Raw genomic sequence first — 21,202 nt, forward strand, 5'->3', positions numbered from 1 at the left:
ATTGACCGCAGCCATGGGTGCCGCTGCAGCCGGGCCACTTCCGGCCCGGGGCACCCGGCATGCACTGCACATTAAAATAAACAGAGATACCGCTATGAGCGCTTCCCCCCCTTCCTTTCTGCAATTCCTCAAACGCCTGAGCCTGGTCACGCAGATCGTTATCGGCCTGATTGCCGGTATCGCCCTGGCCCTGCTGGCTCCAGAGGCCGCGAAGTCCACCACCTTTATCGGCAAGGTCTTCGTCTCGGCGCTCAAGGCCGTGGCGCCGATCCTGGTGTTCGTGCTGGTGATGGCCTCAATCGCCAACCACAAGCACGGCCAGGAAACCCATATCCGGCCGATCCTGGTGCTCTACCTGCTGGGCACCTTCGCTGCCGCCGTGGTAGCCGTCATCGCCAGCAGCCTGTTCCCCTCCGCCCTGGTGCTGTCGACCCAGGACGTCGCCATCACCGCTCCCGGCGGCATCAGCGAAGTGCTGCAGAGCCTGCTGCTGAGTGTGGTGGACAACCCGGTCAGCGCCCTGATGAACGCCAACTTCATCGGTATCCTGGCCTGGGCCATCGGCATGGGCGTGGCCATCCGCCACGCCGGCCAGACCACCCGCACGGTGCTCGACGACCTGTCCAACGGGGTCACCGTCATCGTACGTGTAGTGATCCGCTTCGCCCCCCTGGGGATTTTCGGCCTGGTGGCCTCGACCCTGGCCACTTCCGGCTTCGCTGCGCTGCTGGGCTACCTGCACCTGCTGGCGGTACTGATCGGCTGCATGCTGTTCGTGGCCCTGGTGATGAACCCACTGATCGTGTTCTGGAAGATCCGCCGCAACCCCTTCCCGCTGGTACTGACCTGCCTGCGCGAGAGCGGCATCACCGCGTTCTTCACCCGCAGTTCGGCGGCCAACATTCCAGTCAACCTGGAGCTGAGCAAGCGCCTGGGCCTGCATGAAGACACCTATTCGGTGTCCATCCCCCTGGGCGCCACCATCAACATGGCCGGCGCAGCGATCACCATCACCGTGCTGACCCTGGCCGCCGTGCACACCCTGGGCATCGCCGTCGACCTGCCGACCGCCGTGCTCCTCAGTGTGGTGGCAGCGATCTGCGCTTGCGGCGCTTCCGGTGTCGCCGGTGGCTCGCTGCTGCTGATTCCACTGGCCTGCAGCCTGTTCGGCATCCCCAGCGAAATCGCCATGCAAGTGGTGGCCGTGGGCTTCATCATCGGCGTGCTGCAGGACTCGGCGGAAACTGCGCTGAACTCCTCCACCGACGTGCTCTTCACCGCCGCCGCGTGCATGGCCCAGGAAGACAAGGCGCAAGCCTCAGCCTGATTCACGGCCACTAAAAAGCCCGGCCAGGGTCAACCTGGCCGGGCTTTTTTATGCGCGCTGAAAGGGTCGTGCCGCTCTTCAGCAGAACGCCTTAGAACGCGCCCATGTAGTCGCGCTTGCCCACTTCCACACCGTTGTGACGCAGGATCGCGTAGGTGGTGGTGACGTGGAAGAAGAACTGCGGCAGGCCGTAGGTCAGCAGGTAGGACTGGCCACTGAAGCGCTTCTCTTTCGGAGTGCCCGGACGGGTGACGATCTCGATGCCTTCCTTGCCATCGATCTGCGAAGGCTGGATGCCTTCGATAAAGGCCAGGACCTTGGCAATCAGCGCCTGCAGGTCGGCGAAGGTGACTTCAGTATCGTCGTACTTGGGCAGCTCGACCTCGGCCAGGCGAGCCGATACGCCCTTGGCGAAGTCCACGGCGATCTGCACCTGACGCACCAGCGGGAACATGTCCGGATACAGGCGCGCCTGGAGCAGGGCATTGGGTTCGATATTCTTCGCCGTGGCGTGAGCTTCGGCCTTGTGCAGTACATCGCTCAAGGCGTTGAGCATTTGCTTGAAGACAGGAACGGAAGCGGCGTACAGGGAAATAGTCATGACAGTCTCGACATGGATGGCGGAAATACAACGAGCAGCGATTATAGCCACAGCGGCCGACCCCGGGGCCTTTATCCCGGCGGCCCTTGGCGATAGGCGCTGGGCGCGACGCCAAACCAGCGCTTGAAGCTCTGGGAAAAACTCGACAGATCGCTGAAGCCCAGCCGCTCGGCGATCTGCGTCAGGCTCAAGGCCGGGTTGCCCAATAGCTCCAAGGCTCGAGCGCTGCGGTGCTGGCTCTGTAATTGCCGGTACGACGTGCCCTCCTCCCGCAAACGACGCTTGAGGGTACGCACGCTGGTCCGACTCAACCGCGCCATGCTCGGCAGGTCCGGTACGCTGCCGGAGGGGGCGGCCTCAAGATACTGGCGCACCAGGGCCGTAGCCCCCTGAGGCGCTGCACGACGCTCCAGCAACTGTGCACACATCTGCTCGCACATCGACACCGTCAGTGGATTGGCCTGGGGCAAGGCCCGGGTCAGGAAGCGCCGGTCGAAGGCCAGGCCATGCTGCGCGGCCCGATAGGCGGGACTCAGGCCAAGGATCTGCTCCACCTCCCCCTTGCTGCGCGCCACAGGACGGCCATTGCACCGGGTAAACCGCGTCAGGCGAAAGTCCGGGCCCACAATCTCCTTCATCAATACCGCCGCAGCAGCCATGTCCCGCTGCAGCAGAAACTCCCGTACCGCCGGGTCCGCCACCGCAGGCTCAGCAAACGTCAGCACGCCCAGCTCCTGCTCCAATCGATAGCCGATCGTGGCAAAGGCATAAGTCAGGGGTAAGAAGCGCAAGGCCAGGTTCAAGGCATCCGCCGCGGTCGTACTGCTGATCAGGCCATAGCCAAACAGGCCGTAGCTGGAGAAGTGATAGCGCGCGCCCACGACGTAACCCAAGCCCCGGGGATTGCCCAGCAAACCCAGCAGATTGCTCACCAGTTGCAGTTCCTGAGCCGCCGTCAACAGGCTGTTGGGGTCCTGCAACTGCTCCAGGGACAACCCCGAACCGGCCAGCAAACTCGCCACTGGCAAGCCCTTTTCGCGGCCGAAGCTCACCAGCAGCAAGGCGCTGGAAGGTCCTCGGGTGTAGGTCTGGATACTCATGGGCCGGACTCATGAACCGCTGATTTGGCCCAAATACTAAAGCACTTGTCCCGTTACAGCATGGGGCCTGCACTTTATTCCCTGCATGCTTCACTGATCGGGGCTGCACCACAGAAACAAGGACGTGGCCTCGGGAGGATCAACCCAGTGCCGCACAACAATAACAACGAGGTCGTCATGCCCCAATCAGCACCTGCCTGCACCCCACCCTCCAGCCCAACCGCGCCCCTTGAGGCCCTGATCATCGGCAGCGGCTTCGGCGGCCTGGGCATGGCCATCGCCCTGCGCAAGGCCGGGGTCGATCAGTTCATCCTTCTTGAGAAAGGCCAGGACGTCGGTGGCGTCTGGCGCGACAACACCTACCCCGGCGCCGCCTGCGACGTGCCTTCGCACCTGTACTCGTTTTCCTTCGAGCCCAACCCGAACTGGTCCCGGGTGTTCGCCCCCCAGGCAGAGATCCACGGTTACCTGCAGCATTGCGCCCAGCGCTACGACCTGCTGCGCCACATCCACTTTGGCAGCGAAGTGCGCCACGCCCGGTTCGATGAAGCCAGCAGTTGCTGGCAGGTCATCTGCCGCGATGGCCAGGAGCACTTCAGCCGCCTGCTGATCAGCGCCACTGGCCAACTGAGCCGCCCCGCCCTGCCCAATCTGCCGGGCCTGGACAGTTTCCAGGGGCATGTATTCCATTCCGCAGCCTGGGACCATCACTACCCTCTGGCCAACAAGCGGGTGGCGGTGATCGGCACTGGCGCCTCGGCCATCCAGTTCGTTCCGCAGATCGCCGATCAGGTGGCCGCGCTCAAGGTCTTCCAGCGCTCCCCGGCCTACATCATGCCCAAGGCCGACCGCGCCTACCGCCCGGAGGAAAAGCAGCGATTCGCCCGCCATCCGCTATGGGCCAAACTGGTGCGCGCCGCCTACTACCTGCATTTCGAATCCCGGGCCCTGGGCTTTACCCGCCTCAAGAGCCTGACCCAATGGGTGGTCGGTATTCCTTTTCACAAGCTGCTGAATGCCTCGGTGCCCAACCCCGAACTGCGCCAGCGCATGACCCCGGACTATCCCATCGGCTGCAAGCGCATCCTGCTGTCCAACGACTACCTGAAAACCTTCGCCAGCCCCCATGTCGAGCTGTTGACCCAGGGCATCGAGCGCATTACCGAGCACGGCATCACAACCCTCAACGGCCAGCAGCACCCGGTGGACGCCATCATCTATGGCACCGGCTTCGCCGCCACCGAATTCCTTTCGCCGATGCGCATCAGCGGCCGCGGCGGGGTCGACCTGAACCAGGCCTGGCAAGATGGCGCGGCAGCCTACCTGGGGCTCAGCGTGCCCGGCTTCCCCAACTTCTTCATGCTCTACGGCCCCAACACCAACCTGGGCCACAACTCCATCATCCACATGCTGGAAAGCCAGATATCCCACGTGATCAAGGCCCGCCGGGCGCTGCTCAAAAGCGCGGCGAAAACCCTGGAGGTGGACGAGTCGCCCTACCAGCGTTTTCAGTGGCGCATCCAGCGCCGCCTGGCCACCTCGGTGTGGAGCGGCTGCCAGAGCTGGTATGTCGACGCACAGGGGCACAACAGCACCAACTGGCCCGGTTTCACCTGGAGCTACAGATGGCTGACCCGCTATGGCGGACTGTCCGCCTACCGATTTGCCAGCCCCCTGGAGGCGCCGTTTTCGCCCAGCGATGGACAGCGAGTGGCCCCACCCGGGGATTGGCTGGAACGGTGCAACGCGGCTTTCTTGCGGCTTTTCCTGAGAGCCAGTTTCAGGCCCCTGATCGGCCCGCCGCGGCAACTGGTGAGCCAGCGCAAGCTCGTCAACGCCCTCTCCTGGCTGATGCCCGGTGGCCTGGGCGTAATCCGCAAGCGCACGAGCCTGGGTCAGTCGGCGGTGCAGTGCGTCGAGCCCAAGGCCCGGACCTCGAACGCGGTCATCCTCTACCTGCACGGCGGCGCCTTCTGCCTGGGCAACCCGGACACCCACTACAGCGTCACCAGCCGCCTGGCCAGGGAGACTGGCTGCCGCGTCTGGGCGCCTGACTACCGACTGGCACCGGAGCATCCCTACCCGGCCGCGCTGGACGACTGCCTGGCCTGTTATGACGCCATCCGTGCCCAGGGCTGCCCGGCGCAACAACTGCTGATTGCCGGTGACTCTGCCGGGGGCGCCCTGGCGCTGGCACTGGCGCTGACCTTGAAGCAACGCGGCGAGCCGTTCGCGGCCGGGCTGATACTGCTCTCGCCGGTTACCGATCCCGACCTGGGCGCTGACAGCCTTCAATCCCGATCCGCCGTCGACCCGATGATCCGCCGCGACTGGCTGGAACAGGCCCTCAAGGCCTACGCCGTCCCTGCGCAGACGCTTTCACATCGCCCTCTGGAAGCGGACCTGCGCGGCCTGCCGCCGATGCTGATCCAGGTCGGCGACCAGGAATTGCTGCTGTCCGACTCCATCCGCCTGGCCGAACGGGCACGGGCGTCCGGCGTGCCCTGCCAGCTGGAAATTCACGACGGGCGCTGGCATGTCTTCCAGCTGCAGGCCTTCTATCTGCGCTCTGCCAGGAACGCCCTGCGCAGCATCGCCCGGTTTGCCCAGCGGTGCCTGGAACCCGCCGCCAGTCCCCCAGCGCCGTCCACGCCGCGGGCCGCAGCCGAACCAGCACAAGCTGCGCAATCCAGCTGAAACCTGCCGCCGCGCCGACTGCGCGGCGGCCTTGCCTTGCTTGAACGCCGCAACCCGATCCCCGCCCCACCAAGTTCTGATGGCCAGAACCGGCTTGTGAAGGTAAAACAGAGCCCCTCGAAGAAGGCCGACTCGGCCACGGAAAACTCAAGACCGCCCTAGCGCGCCATGCACCGGGTTTTCCACGACCTCATCCATCAGTGACCAAGGGACCAGCACTTATGAGCAACGAGCACGACACCCCCAGCGAAGCACTGCGCCTGAGCAGTACCGACATCCGCGTTCTGGGTTCGTTGATCGAAAAGCAGGCCACCAGCCCGGAAACCTATCCCCTGACCCTCAATGCCCTGGTGATCGCCTGCAATCAGAAAACCAGCCGCGAACCGGTGATGAACCTGACCCAGGGCCAGGTCGGCCAGAGCCTGCGCGCCCTTGAGGCACGGGGCTTCACTCGGTTGGTCATGGGCAGCCGCGCCGACCGCTGGGAGCAGCGCCTGGACAAGGCCCTGGAACTGGTGCCGGCGCAGTTGATCCTGTGCGGCCTGATGTTTCTGCGCGGTCCGCAGACGGTCAACGAACTGCTGACCCGCAGCGGGCGCATGCACGATTTCGAAGACAGCGAGCAAGTCCTGCACCAGCTCGAACGCCTGATCGCCCGGGGCCTGGCCCTGCACATCCCGCGTCAGGCCGGCCAGCGCGAGGACCGCTACACCCACGCCCTGGGCGACCCGGCGGATATCGAAGCGATCCTCGCCGCCCGCGGCAACCCGGTGGAGCGCAGCGCCGGCGGCGCGGTTTCAGTGGAGCGCATCGAAGAACTGGAAGCGCGGATTGCCGCCCTGGAAGAACGTCTGGCCCAACTCGAAGGCTGACTCCCGTAGCCGCTGCCGAAAACTGCGATCGCCCCCCCAAAAAAGGGGCGACGCCCTGGCAGACGCCCAAACCTTGTCGCAGCCTGCGTCAGCGGCTACAGGGCCCGGGCGAAGGCCACGGCCTGGCGGAACTGCTCCTCGCTCGGGCGCACGCCGGTATACAGCACAAACTGCTCCAGGGCCTGAATCGCAATCACCTCCAGCCCGGTGATGACCTGCTTGCCTTCGGCCCTGGCCCGCAGGATCAACGGTGTCTCCGACGGCACGGCCACCACATCGAACACCCGGTCCGCCGCAGCAATCGCCTCGGCCTCGAACGCCAGCTGCTGCGCTTGCGGGCCACCGCTCATGCCGATCGGGGTCACGTTGATCAGCATCTGCGGCCGCAGGCTGCCCAACTCCGCCTGCCACTCATATCCCAAGGCACTAGCCAGGGCGCGCCCGGTGACTTCATTGCGCGCGACGATCACGCCCTGGGCATAACCGCTATCACGCAAGGCACTGGCCACCGCCTTGGCCATGCCGCCGCTGCCACGCAGGGCGAAGGTCGATTCCCGTGGCACGTCGTGCTCGGCCAGCAACTGGGCCACGGCAATGTAATCGGTGTTGTAGGCCTTCAGGTGACCGTCGGTATTGACGATGGTGTTGATCGAAGCAATGGCCCTGGCCGAGGCATCCAGCTCATCCACCAGGGCGATGCAGTCCTCCTTGAACGGCATGGACACGCCGCAGCCGCGAATCCCCAACGCACGTATCCCCCGCACCGCACCAGGCAGGTCCTGACTGCTGAAGGCCTTGTAGTAGAAATTGAGCCCCAACTGCTCATACAGATGATTGTGAAAACGCAGGCCGAAGTTCCCCGGACGCCCGGACAGCGACATGCACAACTGGGTGTCTTTGTTGGGGTTCATTTGCATATTCATCTCCTCGCTGGGCACTTTCGGATAGACGGGCTTGGTCAGCCAAGCCCCTTGTGCCTGATCATATCGGCGCTGGTTTGCAGGCCCCAGCAGCGCCCAGGGATGACGGTAAAGAGGCCGGTACAGACCTTACACAATATTTACTCAGCGGCTGTGCAGATTTTCCAGAAACCGCTGTCTTAGCAGTATCCCCGCGTCAGTTCTTGAGTCTGGTGCAGACCATAAACGCAGGGGTTGAACCGAGGACCAACCATGATTTCCAAAATCCCCAAGATTGCCCTGCTCATAGGTGCACTGGCTGTCGCCGGCCAGGCATCGGCCCACGGTGGTGGCTGGGCCGGCCCCGCAGCGCTGGGCGCAATTGTCGGTGCAGCCGTTGTGGGCTCGGTGATCGCCAACCAGGATCGTCCGGTCTACGTGCAGCAGGCGCCGGTGTATGTGCAACCCCAGCCGGTGTATGCCGCGCCACCACCGCCGGTCTACTACCAGCCAGCACCGGTCTATGTCCAACAACCGGTCTACTACCGCCCGGCGCCGGTGTACTACGGTCCGCCACGGGGCTACTACGGCCACCCTCATTACTACTACGGCCCACGTCCCGGCCGCTGGTAACCGTCCACTGAAACAACCACAGGCCCCGCCCTCGAAGCGGGGCCTGTTGCATTTTGCCATCACCCGGATGTCTGAATAATCCCGAACAATGTCGCGACTGGAACAGTATTTGCCTGCAAATCCGGGAATAGTGCGCTGATCCCACGACGGCCCTGAGCAACGCGGGACTGTCATGTTTGTGTCATTCAAGGACTGCAAGATCGACCCAGTCCGCTCGCCACAGGCCCATAACAACAAGGACGACCCCATGCCCACGCAAAACCCCCACCGCGTCGAAGGCCTCTGCACCTCCAGCCGGGTGTACGACGCCCTGACCGAACTCAAGCATCTGGAAGGCCATCGCTGCGCCAAGTTTCTCTCGCTGCTGGCCCAGAATCTGGTGCGCAAGGGCCTGCTCAATGAGCAGGAAGTGCTGCACATGCTCGATCAGGTGGTGGACTGAACGACCGCAGCCGCTAGCACCGGCATCAATGTCCACTATCAGACTGGGTGATTTTTCGTAGCACTTGAGGCTTTGTAAGGTAACTCCTCGCCAATCGAGGAGCTTGTCATGCCCAAGGTTCAGATCATGTCCGTTATCGGCAGTGCCGTCCCCGCGTCGCTCAGGCAACTGGGCTTGCTGGCCTGCTGGTACCTGGTACGCGACGGCGAAGCCGTCAGCGGCCCGCTGACCTCCCTGCCCGCCGCCCAGGCCCTGTCCAGGCAACTCGATCTGCACAGGGTCCACTGCTAAGGCAACTGCACTCGAGGCCGGGTTTCGACGAACAGCGCCCAACTGGACATGAACAGCGCGGCGATCAAGGGCCCGATGACAAACCCGTTGAGGCCGAAGATCGCCAGCCCGCCCAGGGTCGAGATCAGAATCAGGTAGTCCGGCATCTTGGTGTCCTTGCCCACCAGGATGGGCCGCAGCAGGTTGTCCACCAGGCCGATCACGAACACCCCGAACACCCCCAGCACTACCCCTTGCCAGATCGCTCCGCTGATCAGGAAGTACGCCGCCACCGGCCCCCAGACAATCCCCGCCCCCACCGCCGGCAGCAATGACAGAAATGCCATCAGCACCGCCCACAACAAGGCACTGGGAATATCCAGGAACCAGAAGATCATTCCACCCAGGGCGCCCTGGGTCACCGCCACCAGCACATTGCCCTTGACCGTAGCCCTTACCACCCGATTGAACTTCAGTTGCAGCCGGCGTTTCTGGTACTCGGCCAGGGGCACGGCGGTGCGGATCTTGCGCGCCAGTTCGGCGCCATCACGCAAAAAGAAGAACAGCAGGTAGAGCATGATGAAGAAGCTCACCACGAACTCGAAGGTGCCCTGACCGAAGCTGAACGCCTGGGTCGCCAGGTACTGACTGCCCTGCATCGCGCTCTTGACCGTCTTCTCCTGCAAGCCCTTGAGCTCGCCAAGGCCCAAGCGATCCAGCAAGTGCTGAAAGTAGGGTGGCAGGCTGTGCTTGAACTGGGCCAGGTAGCCGGCGATGTCCAACTGACCGCTTTCGATCTTCTTGTACAGCTCGGCCCCTTCCTGGACCAGCAACACACTGGTGATGATCACCGGCAAGATGGCGATCACCAGGCAGGTCAGCAGGGTGCACAAGGCCGTGAGATTGCGCGGCCAGCCGAACTTCAATTGCAGACGGCGCTGCAAGGGAGCAAAGACGATGCCCAGGATCACCGCCCAGAACAGTGCTCCGTAGAACGGCAGCAAAATCCAGATGAACGCCACCGTCACCAGGACCAGTAACAGCAGCAGGCTTTTGTTTTGCAGGTTGTTTTGATTCATGTCCGATCCAGATCAGTCAACGCCCCATCACGGCGTCCTGAGGTTAGTCCGCAGCCGTGATGCCGAGTGCGTTTTTTCTGCATCAGACATAGATCCAGATCAATGAATGCCCGCCAGCACTGGCTTACCCTCGCGACCTTTTGCGACCGACAGCCCCATGACGCTCCTCGCCAAGCCCGAACTCCTGGCCCCCGCCGGCACCCTGAAAAACATGCGCTACGCCTTCGCCTACGGCGCCGATGCGGTGTACGCCGGCCAACCGCGCTACAGCCTGCGGGTGCGCAACAACGAATTCGACCACGCCAACCTGGCCCTCGGTATCCGCGAGGCCCAGGCCCAGGGCAAGCGTTTCTACGTGGTGGTCAACATCGCCCCGCACAACGCCAAGCTCAAGACCTTTCTCAAGGACCTGGAGCCTGTCATCGAAATGGCCCCGGATGCGCTGATCATGTCCGACCCGGGGCTGATCATGCTGGTGCGCCGGCACTTCCCGGCCATGCCGATCCACCTCTCGGTGCAGGCCAACACGGTGAACTGGGCCAGCGTCGAATTCTGGCAACTGCAAGGGCTGACCCGGATCATCCTGTCCCGGGAACTGTCCCTGGAAGAAATCGAGGAAATCCGCCAGAAAGTGCCGGCCATGGAGCTGGAAGTCTTCGTCCACGGCGCCCTGTGCATGGCCTATTCCGGACGCTGCCTGCTCTCGGGCTACATGAACAAGCGCGACGCCAACCAGGGCACCTGCACCAACGCCTGCCGCTGGAAATACAAGGCCGAAGCAGCCACCGAGAACAACCTCGGGGACATCGTCCAGACCTTCCAGCCGGAGCCGACCCTGGGCCTGGGGGCACCCACCGACCAGGTGTTCCTGCTCCAGGAAGCCAATCGCCCGGACGAGCTGATGCCGGCCTTCGAGGACGAGCACGGCACCTACATCATGAATGCCAAGGACCTGCGGGCGGTGCAGCACGTGGAACGCCTGACCCGCATGGGCGTGCACTCGCTGAAGATCGAGGGCCGGACCAAATCCCACTTCTACTGCGCGCGCACCACCCAGGTGTACCGCCGGGCCATCGACGACGCGGCGGCCGGGCGCGAGTTCGACCGCAGCCTGATGAACGATCTGGAATCCCTGGCCCAGCGCGGCTACACCGAAGGCTTCCTGCGGCGCCATGTACATGACGAATACCAGAACTACCAGAACGGCAGCTCGGTGTCGGAACGCCAGCAGTTCGTCGGCGAACTCACCGGCGAACGCCGTGACCGTCTGGCAGAAGTGAAGGTGAAGAACCGTTTCGCCCTGGGCGATCACATGGAACTGATGACCCCCAAGGGCAACTTCCATTTCGATCTGCACGAACTGCAGAACGCCAAGGGCCAAGCCATCGAAGTCGCCCCGGGGGATGGCCACACCGTGTACCTACCGATCCCCGATCAGGTGGACCTGCGCTTTGGTCTGTTGATGCGCGACATCAGCGCCTGAAGCGCAGCGCTCTTGCCAGCCGCCCCGGGCGGCTGGCTGAGCACAACATCAGATCCGGAACTGCCCCACCAACCGACCCAGGCGCTGCCCCAGGTCCGCCAGGCTGCGTGACGTCTGGGCCCCGCGCTGGGTTTCATCGGCCACGCTGTCCACCGCCACGGCAATCTGATGCACGCTGCGGTTGATCTCCTCGGCCACTGCGGTCTGCTCTTCGGCGGCACTGGCAATCTGCGCGTTCATCGAATTGATGGTGCCAATCAGCTGAGCCATGGTGTCCAGCGAGGCACCGGCCTCGTTGGCTTTCACCGAGGTGCCATCGCCGGCGTCGCTGGAGCGGCGCATGGCGTCCACCGCCACCCGGGTGCCCTGCTGCAGGCGATCGATCATGCCCTGGATTTCCTGGGTGCTTTGCTGGGTACGGCTGGCCAGGGCCCGCACTTCATCGGCGACCACCGCGAAACCACGCCCGGCCTCCCCGGCCCGGGCCGCCTCAATGGCCGCGTTCAGTGCCAGCAGGTTGGTCTGCTCGGCGATGGAGCGGATCACATCCAGCACGCTGACGATCGACGTCACGTCCTGCTGCAAGCTGTCCAGGGAAGTGCCGCTGTTGCGAATATCGCTGACCAGGGCATGGATCTGCTGAATGCTGCCATCCACCACGCGCTTGGCCGCCTGGCCTTCCTCATCGGTCTGTTGCGCCGCCACCGCCGCCCCCTGGGCACTGCGCGCCACTTCCTGGGCAGCCGAAGACATTTCATTGATCGCCGTGGCCACCTGATCGGTCTCGTGACGCTGACGCTCCATGGCCTGTTCCGAACGCTGGGCCTGATCCGAAACCTGGGTCACCAGCTCGGTGAGCTGCCCGGTCATCTCGGTGATCTGGCGCACCAGACCGTGGATCTTGTCGACAAAACGGTTGAACGAACCGGCCAGTTCTCCCAGTTCGTCCTGGCTGGTGATCGCCAGACGCCGGGTCAGGTCGCCTTCGCCGGCGGCGATGTCATCCAGGTTGGCCTTCATCAGGTTCAGCGGCCGCAGCATGGTGTTGGCCACCAGCAGGCCCAGGGCCGCAATCACCAGCAGCACCACCGCGGCGATCCCGAGGATGCTCAGGACCATGCCTTCCATGCGTTGGTTGACGCTGTCCTGGACCGCCGCCACCTGGGCGTCGATGCCGTCGAGATTGACCGAGGTGCCCAGCACCATGTCCCACTTGGGCAGGTACTCGGTGTAACCCAGCTTGGGCACCAGCACGTCGCTGCCCGGCTGGGTCGAGCTGTATTGCACGTAATGGCTGCCGTCCTTGCCCACGCGCACCAGCTCGCGGTTGACATAAACGCCGTTGGGGTCGCGATTGTCCTTGAAGCTCTTGCCCACGCCGTCCGGGCTGTTGCCCTTGAACAGGCGCACGGTTTCGGAGTCGTAGCCGAAGAAGTAGCCGTCCTTGCCGTAAGTGATGTTGGACAGCAGCTTGACCACCTCGGCCCGGGCCGCCTGATCCCCGGGCGCCGCCGCGTCATACAGGGGCTTGATCGTGTTCAGGGCGACTTCGACATAGCTCTGCAGCGTGGTCTTGGCCTCGCCCAGCAGACGACTACGGGTTTCCTCAACCTCTTTCTGGGCCTGCTGGCGCAACATGAACACCGTGCTCAGGCTGATCACCAGCGCGAACAGCAGTACCGGGAGTACCGCCAGGGACAGGACTTTGGCCTTCAGGCTCAAGCGCATAGTGGGCTCACTCTTGGTTTTTTATTGGTGTGATAAGCCGTTAACGGCACACCAAAACAAAAGTTGAGCCCGACCTCACAGGAGCGGGCCTGCCGGTTAGAGGGCCGGCAGACCCAGCAGCGCCTTGAAGGACGCCTTCACCGGCAAGCCGGCTCCGGCATAGAGAGGGATGGAATCAGAGGACCATGGCCGCGACCCAGCCAAAGGCCAGCAGCGGCAGGTTGTAATGCAGGAAGGTCGGGACCACGGTGTCCCAGATGTGATGGTGCTGACCGTCGATGTTCAGCCCCGAGGTCGGGCCCAGGGTCGAATCCGAGGCCGGCGAGCCCGCGTCACCCAGCGCCCCGGCGGTGCCCACAATGCAAACGATCGCCAACGGGCTGAAACCCAGCTGCACGCACAAGGGCACGAAGATCGCGGCCAGGATCGGCACCGTGGAAAACGACGAACCGATGCCCATGGTCACCAACAGCCCCACCAGCAACATCAGCAAGGCCCCCACGCCCTTGCTGTGGCCGATCCACGCCGCCGAGGCTTGCACCAGGGAATTGACCTCGCCGGTGGCCTTCATCACTTCGGCGAACCCGGAGGCGGCGATCATGATGAAGCCGATCATGGCCATCATCTTCATGCCTTCGGTGAACAGCTCGTCAGTCTCGCGCCAGCGCACGATGCCCGACACCGAGAACATCAGGAAGCCGCACAAAGCCCCGATAATCATCGAGTCCAGCAGCAACTGGATCACGAACGCAGCGACGATAGCCGCTCCCGCCACCAGCAGGGTCCGCGGGTTGTACTGCACCGCCACCTGCTCGACTTTCTCGATCCGATCCAGGTTGTACACGCGCTTCTTGCGGTAGCTGAAGAACGCAAGCAGCAGGCCGCAGAGCATGCCCAGGGCGGGAATGCCCATGGCGTGGGTGACATTGATATGGCTGATATCCACCCCGCTGCGGGCCACGTTGGCCAGGAGGATCTCATTGAGGAAGATGTTGCCGAAGCCCACCGGCAAGAACATGTAGGGGGTGATCAGGCCGAAGGTGATGACGCAGGCGATCAACCGCCGGTCCAGTTGCAACTTGGTCAGTACATAGAGCAGCGGCGGCACCAGCAGTGGGATGAAGGCAATGTGGATCGGCAGAATGTTCTGCGAAGCAATCGCCACCACCCACAACAGGCCGATCAGCAGCCATTTGACCTGGCCGCCGCCGTGGGCGTCCTGGCGATCCACCAATATCAGGATCTTGTCTGCCAGGGCATGGGCCAGGCCGGACTTGGCGATGGCCACGGCGAAGGCGCCGAGCAAGGCGTAGGACAGGGCCACGGTGGCACCGCCACCCAAACCACTGTTGAACGCCTTGAGGGTAGCCTCGATCCCCAGGCCACCCGTCAAGCCGCCCACCAGGGCACCAATGATCAGGGCGATCACTACATGCACGCGGGACAGGCTGAGCACCAGCATCACGCCAACCGCGGCAATTACTGCGTTAATCATCGTTACCTCATTACTGCGCCGCTAAAAAAGGCGCAAAAGCCTGTGACCGACCGGAAGGCAGCGGGCTGCCGACATCGAGATGAAAGAGGTTCTTATTAGAGGGCGCGCACTTTGCAGCAGCGCAACCAGCTTGTCAAAACCCGCACCCCGCCGCCCGCAGGAGCAAGCTTGCGCGCGAAGCACCCGAGCCCCCCGTAGCCGTGGCGAGGGCGCGCGTTCCCGACGGGCTGCACCGCAGCCCCGGAGCCTCACGGCTTATTTCGAACAAGCGTTTAAAGAACGCCGTTCGTCGGCCGTTACAGTGCAAAGTCTCAGATATTTATCGAATAAAGGACGCCTCCATGTCGCTCAGACAACTTTCCATCCAATGGAAGATCACCCTGCTGGCCGGACTCTGCCTGTTGGGCATCGTGTCGCTGTTGGTGGGGCTTTCGCTGTATCGCATGGAGCACAGCTCCGAGCTGGTGAAAGCGTCGAGCATGGAGATGCTCAACGAAGCAGCCCAGGCGCGGATCGAAGCCCAGGGTGAAGTCCAGGCACTGGGCATTCGCCAACAGTTCATGGACGCCTATCAATACGGCCACGGCTTTTCCCGCCAGGTGCTGTTCCTGCGGGAACAGGCCGAGAAACGCTTCCTCGACGCCTTCGACCTGCGTGAAGACCTGACCCGCCAGGTCAAGTCGGCGCTGCAGGCCAACCCCGAGCTGCTGGGCCTGTCCCTGGTGTTCGAAGCCAACGCCCTGGATGGCAAGGACGAGTTGTTCAGCGGCCAGAGCGAATTGGGCAGCAACGAAAAAGGCCGCTTCGCCCTGTACTGGTCCCAACCCACCCCGGGCCAGCTGACCTCCATGGCGTTGCCGGAAAGCGACATGAGCGACACCCGCAGCGGACCCAGCGGCCAACCGGCCAATGCCTGGTTCACCTGCCCGCGCAGCACCCTCAAGCCCTGCGTGATCGAGCCCTACTTCTATGACATCGACGGCCAGAAGGTGCTGATGACCAGCATCGTCTTCCCGCTGCTGGTCAACGGCAAAGTCATCGCCTCGCTGTCGGTGGACATCAACCTCAACAGCCTGCAGGCCATCAGCCGCGATGCCAGCCAGAAGCTCTACGCCGGCCAGACCAGCGTCAGTATCCTCAGCCCCGCAGGCCTGCTGGCCGGCTACAGCCCGGATGCCAGCAAGCTCAGCCAGCGCCTGGACAGTGTCGACAGCGTCAACGGCGCCGAACTGATCCGCCAACTGGCCGATAGCACCCAGACCCACAGCCTGCACAGCCAGCAGAAACTCAAGGTCCTCGCCCCCTTCACCCCGATCCCTGGCGGCAAGCCCTGGGGCGTGCTGCTGGATGTGCCGGAAAAGGTCCTGGTGGGTCCGGCCGAAGCCTTGAAAAGCGAACTGGACGCCAGCAACAACAGCGGCACCCTGATGGAGCTGGGCCTGGGCCTGCTGGCTGCCGTGGTGGGCCTGCTGCTGGTGTGGCTGATGGCGCGCAGCGTGACCCGGCCGATTCTCGGCGTGGCGCACATGCTCGAAGACATTGCCAGCGGTGAAGGCGACCTGACCCGGCGCCTGGCTTACAACAACAAGGACGAGCTGGGGCAACTGGCCGGCTGGTTCAACCGTTTCCTCGACAAGCTGCAGCCGATCATTGCCGAAGTGAAACGCTCGGTGCAGGACGCCCGCGGCACTGCCGACCAGTCATCGGCCATCGCCACCCAGACCAGCGCCGGCATGGAACAGCAGTATCGCCAGGTGGATCAGGTGGCCACCGCCTCCCACGAGATGAGCGCCACCGCCCAGGACGTGGCCCGCAGCGCGGCCCAGGCGGCCCAGGCGGCGCGGGATGCCGACCAGGCCACGCAACAGGGCCTGACCGTGATCGACCGCACCACCCGCAGCATCGATCAACTGGCCGCCGACATGAGCGCCGCCATGACCCAGGTCGAAGGTCTGGCCGCCAACAGCGAACAGATCGGCACGGTACTGGAAGTGATTCGTTCGATTGCCGAGCAGACCAACCTGCTGGCCCTCAACGCTGCCATCGAAGCGGCCCGCGCCGGAGAGGCCGGGCGCGGTTTTGCGGTGGTCGCCGACGAGGTGCGCAACCTGGCCCAGCGCACCCAGGAATCGGTGGAAGAAACCCGCCAAGTGATCGAGCAACTGCAAACCGGCACCCGGGATGTGGTGGGGTCCATGAACAACAGCCATCGCCAGGCCCAGGGCAGCGTCGAACAAGTCGGTCAGGCGGTCACCGCCCTGCGCCAGATCGGCGATGCGGTGACGGTGATCAGCGACATGAACCTGCAGATCGCCAGCGCCGCCGAACAGCAGAGCGCGGTGGCCGAAGAGATCAACAGCAACGTGGCGACCATTCGCGATGTCACCGAGTCGCTGTCGGAACAGGCCAATGAATCGGCGCGGGTCAGCCAGTCCCTCAACAGCCTGGCCAACCAGCAACAGAGCCTGATGGACCAGTTCCGCGTCTGACCCTGTCCAAAGGCCCTTCGGGCCTTGTCGCAGCCTCGCCATGGCTCGGCAGCGGCTACACCGGCACCAAACCGGAATGCTGTAGCCGCTGCCGCAGGCTGCGAACGGCACGCAGGGCCGCCAAGATCCAGAGGCCGCCAGGGTTCGGCGGTCGAGCGCCAGGCAAGTTCAGCGCTTGGGCAGCTCGACCTCCACCCGCAAGCCGCCCCACTCGCTGTCCCCCAGGTTCAGGCGGCCGCCGCAGGCGTCGACTATGTCGCGTACGATGCCCAGGCCCAGCCCGTGGCCATCGGTTTGTTCATCCAGCCGTGCGCCGCGGCTGAACACCTCCGCCCGCCGCGCTTCGGGAATGCCCGGGCCGTCGTCCTCCACCCGCAGGCAAAAGCCCTGCGGCCGCTCCTCGACGCTCAGGCGCACCTGGGCATCGGCCCATTTGCAGGCGTTGTCCAGCAGATTGCCCAACAGCTCCAGCAGGTCTTCCCGGTCCCAGGGCAAGCGCAGCCCCGGTGGCGCCTGGTAACTCAAGTCCAGGTGCTCGCCATGGATCATGTTCAAGGTCGCCAGCAAGCCCGGCAGTTCGGCATCGCATTCGAACAGCACCCCGGGCAGTGCATCCCCCGCCAGCCGCGCGCGGTTGAGTTCGCGATTGAGGCGTTGCTGTACTTGCTGCAATTGCTCCAGCAGCACCCTGCGCACCTCGGGGTGACCCTCGAGCTTGGGACCCGAAGCCAGACTCAGGAGTACCGCCAGAGGGGTTTTCAAGGCGTGGCCAAGGTTGCCCAGGGCGTTGCGCGAGCGGTTCAGGCTGTCTTCGGTGTGGGCCAGCAAATGGTTGATCTGCGCCACCAGCGGTTCCAGTTCAACCGGCACCTGGGCGTCCAACTGCGAGCGCTGGCCCTGCTGCAACTGGGCGATCTGCTCCCGTGCGGTCTCCAGGGGACGCAAGGCCCGGCGCACGGTAATCCGCTGCAGCAGCAGAATCAGCAGCAACCCGGCCAGCCCCAGGCCAAGACCGACCTGACGCATGCGCTGGAAGCTCTCGCGCACCGGGGTGTAATCCTGGGCCACGCTGATGGAAATCGATTGCCCGAGGCGCTTGTAGTCGCTGCGCAGCACCAGTAGCTGCTGACCTTCCGGCCCCAGTTGCAGGTCGCTTTGCAGGCCGGCGCGCTCCAGCTGCGGCAGCTCCTGATCCCACAGGGAACGGGAACGCCAATGCACATCAGCGAAATCGATACGGAAGTAATGCCCGGAAAAGGGCCGTTGATAGGCAGGCGACAGGCGACGCTCGTCCAGTTGCAAACCTTGCGGGCCCCGGACCAACGCCAGCAGCAGGCTTTCGCTGTCTTCCTGAAGTCCCGCCTCCAGGTAACGCTGCAGGCCCACCTCAAACAGCCAGAGGCTGGTCTGCGCCAATACCAGACCGACCACCAGCATCACCGTGATCAGGCCCAGACTCAGGCGCCGCTGGATCGACCTCACGAATCACTCCCGCCGAACAGGTAGCCCTGGCCGCGGCGGGTTTCGATCACGCTGCGCCCCAACTTGCGCCGCAGGTGATTGACGTGGACTTCAAGGACATTGGAATCGCGTTCGGTTTCACCGTCGTACAGGTGCTCGGCCAGATGGCTTTTGGACAGGATCTGCTGCGGGTGCAGCATGAAGTAGCGCAACAGACGAAATTCCGCGGCGGTCAGTAACACGTCCTGGCCATCACGGACCACGCATTGGCGGCCTTCATCCAGGTGCAGCCCGGCGGCCTGCAAGGTCTGCTGATTGGCCTGGCCGTGGGAGCGACGCAACAGCGCCTGCACCCGCAAGTGCAACTCCTCGGGGTGAAAAGGCTTGCTCAGGTAATCGTCGGCGCCAGCCTTCAGGCCCTCAATGCGCTCGGCCCAGGAGCCGCGGGCGGTGAGAATCAGCACCGGGGTCGCCAGACCACCGGCGCGCCATTGACGCAGCACCTCAAGCCCCGGGACCCCGGGCAGGCCAAGGTCGAGAATGATCAGGTCATAGGGCTCACTGGCACCCTGGTACAGGGCATCGCGGCCGTCGGCCAGCCAGTCCACCGCGTAGCCCTGGAGTTTCAAGCCCTCCAGCAGTTCATCGGCCAGGGATACGTGATCTTCCACCACAAGCAGGCGCATCAGTCGTCTTCCTCATCTTTCAACAGGCGCCCAGTGGCGGCATCCAGGTCCAGCTCACGGACCACGCCGTCCAGGGTCAACAGCTCAACCTCATAAATGTATACATCATGTTTTTCTTCCAGTTCGGCTTCCAGCAACTTGGCGCCAGGATAGCGGTCCATGGCTTGCTGCAGGAGTTGCTCCAGGGGCAGGATCACCCCCCGCTGGCGCAGGCGCAGGGCCTCGTCCTGGTCCAGGTCGCGGGCCACGGCCAGGGAGCAGAATAGCAACAGCGCCAGGGCCACCCGGCTGCCGGCGCGCATTGTCGAGTTCATTAAGTGTCCTGATGATCCTTGAGTACCTGGCCGGTCACGGCGTCCAGCTCCAGGTCCCACTCCAGCCCTTGCGGGTCGCGCAGTTCAACCTGGTAGATGTACTTGCCGTACTCCTCTTCCAGCTCGGTTTCACTGATGCTCGCCCCAGGATGCCGGGACAGGGCCGTGGCATTGAGTTTTTCAAAGGACACAATGGTACCAGCGTCGCGCAGCCGCAGGGCTTCGTCCGGGCCCAAGTCGCGGGCATGGGCCAGGCTGGCGGCCAGGCTGGTGGTCAGAGCAATCAGGCTGGCGCTGAACAGCGCGGTCAGGGTTTTCATGGCAGGTCTCCAAGGTCAGTGGCCAAAGGCCGATGGCGCCGACGATACCCAAGGCAACTTAATTGAAACTGAATCGCCATCATGGCCCTGACACAAGTTTCACTCGGCCCGAAGCGCCCGGGTTCTCTATACTCGGCGGCTGATTCAAGAGTGAGCCCGGTATGACCGCCATCCATATCAAGTTTCCCGCCCTGACCCTCAAGGCCGGCCCTCGCGCCCTGGCCCGCATCCGCCGCCAAGGCCTGCACGCCGGCGAAGTCGGCACCTTGCCGGGCGCTGCCGGCGGCCCCAAGGCCTTGGGTATTCAGGGCCTGGACCTGGCGCTGTTCGGCGAATGGCTGCCCGCCGTGCCCCGCGAACGCTCGCTGATCGGTGCCTCGGTGGGTTCCTGGCGCTTCGCCAGTGCCTGCCTGCCGGACGCCGCCGAAGGCATCCGTCGCCTGGGCCAGCTGTACAACGCCCAGAGTTTCGCCAAGGGCGTGACCATGGCGCAGATCAGCCACAGCTCGCAGCGCATGCTCGACGACCTGCTCGATGGCCGCGATGCGTCGATCCTCGACAACCCTCACTACCGACTGAACATCATGGTGGTCAAAAGCCACGGCCTGCTGGCAGACGATCACCGCGGGCGCCTCGGCCTGGGCCTGTCTTCGGTGATCGCCGACAACCTGCGCGGCCGCGCGCGCCTGTCCCGGCACTTCGAACGCCTGGTGCTGCATGACCCGCGCCTGGCACCGCCGCTGCACGCCCTGGAAGACTTCCCTTCGCGCTTCGTGCCCCTGGATCGCAGCAACCTGCGCCAGGCGCTGCTGGCCTCGGGCTCGATCCCCATGGTCATGCAGGGCGTGCGCGAACTGCCCGGCGCCGGGGCCGGCACCTTCCGCGACGGCGGCCTGCTGGACTACCACCTGGACCTGCCCTACAGCGGCAGCGACATCGTGCTCTACCCGCACTTCACCGACCGGGTGATTCCCGGCTGGTTCGACAAGACCCTGCCCTGGCGCCGGGCCAGCCCGCAGCGCCTGCGCGACGTCCTGCTGCTGGCGCCGTCGAAGGAATACCTGGCGCGCCTGCCCTACGGCAAGCTGCCGGACCGCAACGACTTCAAGCGCTTCATGGGCGATGACGCCGGCCGGCAGAAATACTGGCGCAGCGCCATGGACGAAAGCCGGCGCCTGGGCGACGAGTTCCTCGAACTGGCGGCGCAGAACCGCCTGGGCGAACGCCTGCAAAGCCTGTGAGGCTGCCCCAGGCCGCGCACTGACCCTTTAGTCAGGGTTTTTCCGCAGCCCGGGAGCCAAGCTGA

Annotated in this window: 19 protein-coding genes and 2 pseudogenes; 10 read left to right on the top strand and 11 right to left on the bottom strand. The window is 64.1% G+C overall.

The annotated features are described in order from the left end of the window. The first annotated feature begins 94 nt into the window (after window positions 1–94). Window positions 95–1,327 carry a serine/threonine transporter SstT gene (gene sstT / locus DWF74_RS05345; protein WP_102864643.1) on the top strand — a complete coding sequence of 411 codons (1,233 nt, stop codon included), beginning with the start codon at window positions 95–97 and terminating at the stop codon, window positions 1,325–1,327. Window positions 1,328–1,418: 91 nt separating this feature from the next. On the opposite strand, the gene DWF74_RS05350 is transcribed toward sstT, so the two are convergent. Together DWF74_RS05350 and DWF74_RS05355 are read right to left on the bottom strand one after the other, a co-directional pair. Beyond that, window positions 1,419–1,928 (bottom strand): DUF1993 domain-containing protein, encoded by a 510-nt coding sequence (locus DWF74_RS05350; protein WP_102864642.1) that lies wholly within the window; start codon window positions 1,926–1,928, stop codon window positions 1,419–1,421. Window positions 1,929–1,999: 71 nt separating this feature from the next. Then, the gene (locus tag DWF74_RS05355) at window positions 2,000–3,028 is read right to left on the bottom strand and encodes an AraC family transcriptional regulator (RefSeq protein ID WP_102864641.1); all 1,029 of its coding nucleotides are present in this window, start codon (window positions 3,026–3,028) and stop codon (window positions 2,000–2,002) included. A gap of 177 nt (window positions 3,029–3,205) precedes the next feature. On the opposite strand from DWF74_RS05355, the gene DWF74_RS05360 reads away from it, so the two are divergent. Both DWF74_RS05360 and DWF74_RS05365 read left to right on the top strand, forming a co-directional pair. Further along, the gene (locus DWF74_RS05360; RefSeq protein WP_115582422.1) at window positions 3,206–5,725 is read left to right on the top strand and encodes a flavin-containing monooxygenase; all 2,520 of its coding nucleotides are present in this window, start codon (window positions 3,206–3,208) and stop codon (window positions 5,723–5,725) included. 221 nt (window positions 5,726–5,946) lie between these two features. Beyond that, window positions 5,947–6,597 carry a YceH family protein gene (locus DWF74_RS05365; protein WP_102864640.1) on the top strand — a complete coding sequence of 217 codons (651 nt, stop codon included), beginning with the start codon at window positions 5,947–5,949 and terminating at the stop codon, window positions 6,595–6,597. Window positions 6,598–6,692: 95 nt separating this feature from the next. On the opposite strand, the gene DWF74_RS05370 is transcribed toward DWF74_RS05365, so the two are convergent. Continuing rightward, a complete protein-coding gene (locus DWF74_RS05370) occupies window positions 6,693–7,514 on the bottom strand; it encodes a shikimate 5-dehydrogenase (protein ID WP_115580528.1) in 822 nt (273 codons plus the stop codon). A gap of 255 nt (window positions 7,515–7,769) precedes the next feature. Here DWF74_RS05370 and DWF74_RS05375 point away from each other — a divergent pair, with 255 nt between their 5' ends. The 3 genes from DWF74_RS05375 (at window position 7,770) to DWF74_RS05385 (ending at window position 8,862) form a co-directional block, all read left to right on the top strand. After that, complete coding sequence (locus tag DWF74_RS05375; protein WP_115580529.1) at window positions 7,770–8,129, top strand: hypothetical protein; 360 nt, start codon at window positions 7,770–7,772, stop codon at window positions 8,127–8,129. A 247-nt stretch (window positions 8,130–8,376) separates the two neighbouring features. Further along, the gene (locus DWF74_RS05380) at window positions 8,377–8,571 is read left to right on the top strand and encodes a hypothetical protein (protein ID WP_102864963.1); all 195 of its coding nucleotides are present in this window, start codon (window positions 8,377–8,379) and stop codon (window positions 8,569–8,571) included. 108 nt (window positions 8,572–8,679) lie between these two features. Then, a complete protein-coding gene (locus DWF74_RS05385; protein WP_102864637.1) occupies window positions 8,680–8,862 on the top strand; it encodes a hypothetical protein in 183 nt (60 codons plus the stop codon). Here DWF74_RS05385 and DWF74_RS05390 read toward each other — a convergent pair. Next, window positions 8,859–9,920: an AI-2E family transporter gene (locus DWF74_RS05390; protein WP_115580530.1), complete on the bottom strand. Its 1,062-nt coding sequence runs from the start codon at window positions 9,918–9,920 to the stop codon at window positions 8,859–8,861. The two genes, DWF74_RS05385 and DWF74_RS05390, sit on opposite strands and share 4 nt — an antisense overlap. A 157-nt stretch (window positions 9,921–10,077) precedes the next feature. On the opposite strand from DWF74_RS05390, the gene yegQ reads away from it, so the two are divergent. Then, complete coding sequence (yegQ, locus tag DWF74_RS05395; protein ID WP_102864635.1) at window positions 10,078–11,403, top strand: tRNA 5-hydroxyuridine modification protein YegQ; 1,326 nt, start codon at window positions 10,078–10,080, stop codon at window positions 11,401–11,403. A 48-nt stretch (window positions 11,404–11,451) separates the two neighbouring features. Here the strand turns inward: yegQ and DWF74_RS30910 are convergent, their stop codons facing one another. The 3 genes and pseudogenes from DWF74_RS30910 to DWF74_RS05405 all read right to left on the bottom strand — a co-directional run bounded on the left by DWF74_RS30910 (window position 11,452) and on the right by DWF74_RS05405 (window position 14,623). After that, window positions 11,452–12,273 carry a methyl-accepting chemotaxis protein gene (locus DWF74_RS30910; protein ID WP_416760374.1) on the bottom strand — a complete coding sequence of 274 codons (822 nt, stop codon included), beginning with the start codon at window positions 12,271–12,273 and terminating at the stop codon, window positions 11,452–11,454. Window positions 12,274–12,357: 84 nt separating this feature from the next. Continuing rightward, window positions 12,358–13,131: pseudogene (locus DWF74_RS30915) on the bottom strand (cache domain-containing protein); the annotation flags it as partial. A gap of 175 nt (window positions 13,132–13,306) precedes the next feature. Then, window positions 13,307–14,623, bottom strand: coding sequence for a Na+/H+ antiporter family protein (locus tag DWF74_RS05405; protein ID WP_162884150.1), 1,317 nt, complete (start codon window positions 14,621–14,623; stop codon window positions 13,307–13,309). Between the two features lie 1,529 nt (window positions 14,624–16,152). Here DWF74_RS05405 and DWF74_RS30920 point away from each other — a divergent pair. Beyond that, a pseudogene (locus tag DWF74_RS30920) lies at window positions 16,153–16,209 on the top strand (hypothetical protein); the annotation flags it as partial. Between the two features lie 201 nt (window positions 16,210–16,410). Beyond that, entirely contained in the window at window positions 16,411–17,115 is a 705-nt protein-coding gene (locus tag DWF74_RS30925; RefSeq protein ID WP_430757467.1) for a methyl-accepting chemotaxis protein, read from the top strand. Between the two features lie 168 nt (window positions 17,116–17,283). Here the strand turns inward: DWF74_RS30925 and DWF74_RS05415 are convergent, their stop codons facing one another. Genes DWF74_RS05415 through DWF74_RS05430 form a run of 4 tightly spaced genes read right to left on the bottom strand, consistent with a single transcriptional unit; the run spans window position 17,284 to window position 19,896 of the window. Next, window positions 17,284–18,597 (bottom strand): sensor histidine kinase, encoded by a 1,314-nt coding sequence (locus DWF74_RS05415; protein WP_115580533.1) that lies wholly within the window; start codon window positions 18,595–18,597, stop codon window positions 17,284–17,286. Continuing rightward, a complete protein-coding gene (locus DWF74_RS05420; RefSeq protein ID WP_102864630.1) occupies window positions 18,594–19,262 on the bottom strand; it encodes a response regulator transcription factor in 669 nt (222 codons plus the stop codon). The genes DWF74_RS05415 and DWF74_RS05420 overlap by 4 nt, the downstream gene beginning before the upstream one ends. Continuing rightward, the gene (locus DWF74_RS05425) at window positions 19,262–19,576 is read right to left on the bottom strand and encodes a PepSY domain-containing protein (protein WP_102864629.1); all 315 of its coding nucleotides are present in this window, start codon (window positions 19,574–19,576) and stop codon (window positions 19,262–19,264) included. Before DWF74_RS05425 ends, DWF74_RS05420 begins: the two co-directional genes overlap by 1 nt. Continuing rightward, window positions 19,576–19,896 (bottom strand): PepSY domain-containing protein, encoded by a 321-nt coding sequence (locus DWF74_RS05430; RefSeq protein WP_102864628.1) that lies wholly within the window; start codon window positions 19,894–19,896, stop codon window positions 19,576–19,578. Before DWF74_RS05430 ends, DWF74_RS05425 begins: the two co-directional genes overlap by 1 nt. A 161-nt stretch (window positions 19,897–20,057) precedes the next feature. Between DWF74_RS05430 and DWF74_RS05435 the strand changes: the two genes are divergently transcribed. Beyond that, a complete protein-coding gene (locus DWF74_RS05435) occupies window positions 20,058–21,137 on the top strand; it encodes a hypothetical protein (RefSeq protein ID WP_102864627.1) in 1,080 nt (359 codons plus the stop codon). The last annotated feature ends 65 nt before the right edge of the window (window positions 21,138–21,202 follow it).

It is taken from the genome of Pseudomonas protegens (assembly GCF_003363755.1).
In the GTDB taxonomy this organism is placed as follows: Bacteria; Pseudomonadota; Gammaproteobacteria; order Pseudomonadales; family Pseudomonadaceae; genus Aquipseudomonas; species Aquipseudomonas danubii.

Excerpts from the sequence above, each read along its gene's own strand:
- DWF74_RS30910 (WP_416760374.1), bottom strand. The coding sequence starts at position 12,273 with ATGACCGGGCAGCTCACCGAGCTGGTGACCCAGGTTTCGGATCAGGCC.
- DWF74_RS05390 (WP_115580530.1), bottom strand. The coding sequence starts at position 9,920 with ATGAATCAAAACAACCTGCAAAACAAAAGCCTGCTGCTGTTACTGGTC.
- yegQ (WP_102864635.1), top strand. The coding sequence starts at position 10,078 with ATGACGCTCCTCGCCAAGCCCGAACTCCTGGCCCCCGCCGGCACCCTG.
- DWF74_RS05380 (WP_102864963.1), top strand. The coding sequence starts at position 8,377 with ATGCCCACGCAAAACCCCCACCGCGTCGAAGGCCTCTGCACCTCCAGC.
- DWF74_RS05355 (WP_102864641.1), bottom strand. The coding sequence starts at position 3,028 with ATGAGTATCCAGACCTACACCCGAGGACCTTCCAGCGCCTTGCTGCTG.
- DWF74_RS05430 (WP_102864628.1), bottom strand. The coding sequence starts at position 19,896 with ATGAAAACCCTGACCGCGCTGTTCAGCGCCAGCCTGATTGCTCTGACC.
- DWF74_RS05385 (WP_102864637.1), top strand. The coding sequence starts at position 8,680 with ATGCCCAAGGTTCAGATCATGTCCGTTATCGGCAGTGCCGTCCCCGCG.
- DWF74_RS05365 (WP_102864640.1), top strand. The coding sequence starts at position 5,947 with ATGAGCAACGAGCACGACACCCCCAGCGAAGCACTGCGCCTGAGCAGT.
- DWF74_RS05375 (WP_115580529.1), top strand. The coding sequence starts at position 7,770 with ATGATTTCCAAAATCCCCAAGATTGCCCTGCTCATAGGTGCACTGGCT.
- DWF74_RS05350 (WP_102864642.1), bottom strand. The coding sequence starts at position 1,928 with ATGACTATTTCCCTGTACGCCGCTTCCGTTCCTGTCTTCAAGCAAATG.
- sstT (WP_102864643.1), top strand. The coding sequence starts at position 95 with ATGAGCGCTTCCCCCCCTTCCTTTCTGCAATTCCTCAAACGCCTGAGC.
- DWF74_RS05435 (WP_102864627.1), top strand. The coding sequence starts at position 20,058 with ATGACCGCCATCCATATCAAGTTTCCCGCCCTGACCCTCAAGGCCGGC.
- DWF74_RS30925 (WP_430757467.1), top strand. The coding sequence starts at position 16,411 with ATGAGCGCCACCGCCCAGGACGTGGCCCGCAGCGCGGCCCAGGCGGCC.
- DWF74_RS05425 (WP_102864629.1), bottom strand. The coding sequence starts at position 19,576 with ATGAACTCGACAATGCGCGCCGGCAGCCGGGTGGCCCTGGCGCTGTTG.
- DWF74_RS05370 (WP_115580528.1), bottom strand. The coding sequence starts at position 7,514 with ATGCAAATGAACCCCAACAAAGACACCCAGTTGTGCATGTCGCTGTCC.
- DWF74_RS05420 (WP_102864630.1), bottom strand. The coding sequence starts at position 19,262 with ATGCGCCTGCTTGTGGTGGAAGATCACGTATCCCTGGCCGATGAACTG.
- DWF74_RS05360 (WP_115582422.1), top strand. The coding sequence starts at position 3,206 with ATGCCCCAATCAGCACCTGCCTGCACCCCACCCTCCAGCCCAACCGCG.